The organism is Sphingomonas sp. 66-10 (assembly GCF_001897045.1).
GTDB lineage: Bacteria > Pseudomonadota > Alphaproteobacteria > Sphingomonadales > Sphingomonadaceae > Sphingomonas > Sphingomonas lycopersici.
The window spans coordinates 16780-20115 of sequence record NZ_MKRR01000137.1 but is presented as its reverse complement, the minus strand read 5'-3'; the positions used below and the strand labels follow the sequence as shown (position 1 = coordinate 20115).

Annotated in this window: 3 protein-coding genes; all 3 read right to left on the bottom strand. The window is 68.5% G+C overall.

Features of this window, described 5'->3' with window-relative positions:
• Nucleotides 1–558, bottom strand: a 558-nt coding sequence (locus BGN95_RS18535) for an ABC transporter permease (protein ID WP_286773613.1), incomplete at its 3' end; no start/stop codon positions are given.
• Nucleotides 558–2111: an ABC transporter substrate-binding protein gene (locus BGN95_RS18530; RefSeq protein ID WP_286773612.1), complete on the bottom strand. Its 1554-nt coding sequence runs from the start codon at nucleotides 2109–2111 to the stop codon at nucleotides 558–560. The genes BGN95_RS18535 and BGN95_RS18530, both read right to left, overlap by 1 nt.
• Nucleotides 2108–3325 carry an LLM class flavin-dependent oxidoreductase gene (locus tag BGN95_RS18525; protein ID WP_286773709.1) on the bottom strand — a complete coding sequence of 406 codons (1218 nt, stop codon included), beginning with the start codon at nucleotides 3323–3325 and terminating at the stop codon, nucleotides 2108–2110. The genes BGN95_RS18530 and BGN95_RS18525 overlap by 4 nt, the downstream gene beginning before the upstream one ends.
• Nucleotides 3326–3336: the final 11 nt, after the last annotated feature.

The following is a 3336-nucleotide window of genomic DNA, read 5'->3' as shown; positions in this document are numbered from 1 at the left end:
CAGCGGACCGGTGGAGAAGAGCAGGATCAGCGCCACCGCGATCGCGAAGGGCGGCACCGCCTTGAACCCGATCAGCAGCGTCATCGCTGTGCGGTCGAACCGGCTGTCGCGCTTCACCGCCATCGCCACCCCGAGGAGGAAGGCGGCGGGCGCGGTGACGAGCAGGACGAAGATCATCAGCGCGATGCTGTTGCCGAGCCGCTCGATGACGAGGCCAAAGGCCGGCACGTTGGAATCGAGCGAATTGCCGAAATCGCCGACCGCGACATGACGCAGCCAGTCGACATATTGCACCGCGATCGGCCGGTTGAGGCCGAGCTGCTCGCGCAGGATCGCAACCGCCTTGTCGGTCGCCTCGGGGCCGAGGATGACGCGTGCGGGATCGGAGGGGAGGGCGAGCGTCGCGAGATAGACGATCGCGCTCACCGCCAGCACCGTTCCGAACCCCGCCAACAGGCGGCCGGCCAGCCACGGGAACCAGCCGGGGAGCGGCAGCCGTGCCGCCTGCCAGCGATCCACGATACCGACGGAGGGGGGCGCGCCCGCCTGTGTCGCCATTATGCGTCCTTCCGCCAGAATTCGTCGACGCGCCAGCCGCCGAACTGGGTCTTTTCCGCCACCAGGCCGCCGATCGTGTCGCGCGCGGCGGCCCGGACATGGGTGAAGCCCCAGATCAGCAGGCTGCCCCGGTCGTGCTGGATATGCTGTGCCTCGTGCACCAGCGGTTTGCGCTTCTCGACGTCGGGCTGCGACAGCGCCGCGTTGATCAGCGCGCCAAACCTCGGATCGTGGAAGTTGGTGCGGTTGATGATCGCGTCGGGCGCGTCGTAATGGAGCGCGCTTGCCAGGAAGCCGCGCGCCGGAATCCCCCCGGTGGTGATCGCCCGGCCGGGCGGCGCAGGCACGGCGAAGCTTGCCGCATCGAGCCGCTCGACCTTGAGGTCCAGCCCCGATTTGCGCGCCTGTTCGGCAAAGACCAGCGCCGCGGGCGCGCCGGCGGCATTGGCGGTGATGGTGAGCGCGAGCGAGGGGTGACCGGCCTGCGCCAACAGCCATTTCGCTTTGTCCGGATCGTGCGCGCGCTGGGCGATATCGTGATCATAGGTCGGGTCGTGCGGCGAATAGAGATCGTTGCCCGTCGTCCCTTCGCCGTGCAGCGCGCGTTTCACCAGGTCGGGGCGGTCGGCGAGAAGCCGCAGCGCCTGTCGAACGCGCACGTCCGACAGCGCCGGGTGCAGCACGTTCATGTCGAGCGACTGGACATTATTGGTGGGTGAGGTGACGACCTTCACCCCCGGCGACCGGCGGAGCAGCTGCGCCTGCTCCACCGGCACGAGGTCGGCAAGATCGATCTGCCCGGACTGGAGCGCATAGGCGCGCGCCGTCTGGTCCTTGAACTCGATGATCTCGAGCTCGTCGACATAGGGCTGGCCGGGTTTGAAATAATTCTCGAATCTGGTGAAGGTCGACCTCTGGCCCGGCTTGAAACTCTTCAGGCGGAACGGGCCGCAGCCCACGACATTGTGCACCGGGTCATAATCGGTCGGGACGATGCCGCCGAAACTGATCCAGGTATCCATCAGCGCGACCAGCCCCTTGCCGGGATGTGCGTGGAGCCGCACCGTCCGCGGGTCGAGCGTCTCGATCGTGTCGCGGTTCACCGCGGCGACCAGCCCCGCGTAGGGTGAGGCGAGCTGCGGATCGGAAATACGGCGGATGGAATAGACGAGGTCCTCGGCCGAGACGGTCTTGCCGTGGTGGAATTCCAGTCCCTGGTGCAGGCGGATGACCACGCTCTGTCCGTCGGGCGCGATCTCGGTGCTTTCGGCGAGCGCGCCGGTGGGCTCGCATGCCTTGGTCCATTCCCACAATTTGGAATAGATCGCCCAGCCGCGGATGATGCCCGCGCCGACCGGCTTGTGCGCGTCGAGGTTGCCGGCCTGGGTCGGCTCGATCGTTCCGATGCGCAAACGGCCGCCGCGTCTGGGCTTGCCTTCGTCCACACCGGCCTGCGGCGCGCGCGCGCCGCCGCATCCGGCGAGCAGGCCGAGGCCGGTCATCCCGGCGGTGGCGAGGAGCCCGCGGCGATCGAGCAGCAGCGGGGCGATCATGCGATCAGCCGTTCCTTGGGCTCGGCGGCGACGCGGCGGGTGACGGTCGCGGGCCGTTCGGCCGGGCGCGGCGCGCGCAGGCTGCCGATGTCGAACCCGTGATCGAGGTCGAGGAGCGGGAAGAGCAGATCGGCCACCCGATGCGCCTCGCCGACCAGCGGAAAACCGGAGAGGATGAAGGCGCTGGCGCCCTGTTCGGCATATTCCCTGAGCCGCGCGGCGACATTCTCGGCGCTGCCGACCAGCGTCGTGCCCGATGCGGGGCCCATGATGTCGAAGCCGAACCAGGCCGGCCCGACCCAGACGTTGGGATAGATTTCGAGATCGCGCGCGCCCGGCAGGCGGCCTTGCCGCACGGTCTCGATATTGCGCTGCACCTGCGGATCGGGGCTGCGATAGGTTTCGATCGTCTCGCCGGGCGGCAGCCGCATCTCGATCGAGCGGCGCGCATGCTCGACCGAGGATTTGGACAGCAGCCACTCGGCATGCGCCCAGGCTTCCTCTTCGGTTTCCCGCACGATGATCTGGAGCCGGGTGCCATATTCCAGCGTGCGGCCGATCTTCGCGGCTTCGGCGCCGACGCGGCGGAACTTGTCGCCGAGCAGCGGCGGCGTGTTGGCGAAGCTGAGATAGACGTCGAGCAGCTCGGCCGAATGCGCGACGCCCGGCGCCGAGGTCCCGGCGCCCCAGAGCGGCACGCCGCCCGGCTGGTGCGGCCCCGCCCATATCGACATCGGCGCCGCACCCTCGCCGCGCGGGGCGATCTTGACGAACGCGCCGTCATAGCCGCTGCGATCGCCCGCGTAGACGCGGCGGAAGGCGTCCCAATATTCGCGGCTGAATTCATAACGCTGGTCGTGCGGATAATGGACGCCCAGCGCCGCCAGCCCCGCATCATTGCCGTTCACGACATTGAAGATCAGGCGGCCGCCCGAAAAATGATCGAAGGTCTGCGCCCATTTCGCCAGCACGGCGGGCTGGATCTCGCCCGGATGCTGCGCGACGAGGAAACGCAGCCGCTCCGTCGCGCCGATCATCGCCGGGGCGACGGCCAGCGTCTCATAGCTGCTGGTGCCCAGCAGCACCCCGTAGAAGCCCAGCCGGTCGGCAGTGACCGCGATCTGCTGGAGATCGTCGAAACCGGTCTCCCAGCGGCCTTCGGGCGCCCAGGGATAAGGCCCGTCGGGCGCGGTGAGATACCAGAGGAGCTTGATCGGGGGCGAGG

Bases quoted from the DNA above. Each gene is read 5' to 3' on its own strand.
- BGN95_RS18530 (WP_286773612.1), bottom strand. From the start codon at position 2,111: ATGATCGCCCCGCTGCTGCTCGATCGCCGCGGGCTCCTCGCCACCGCC.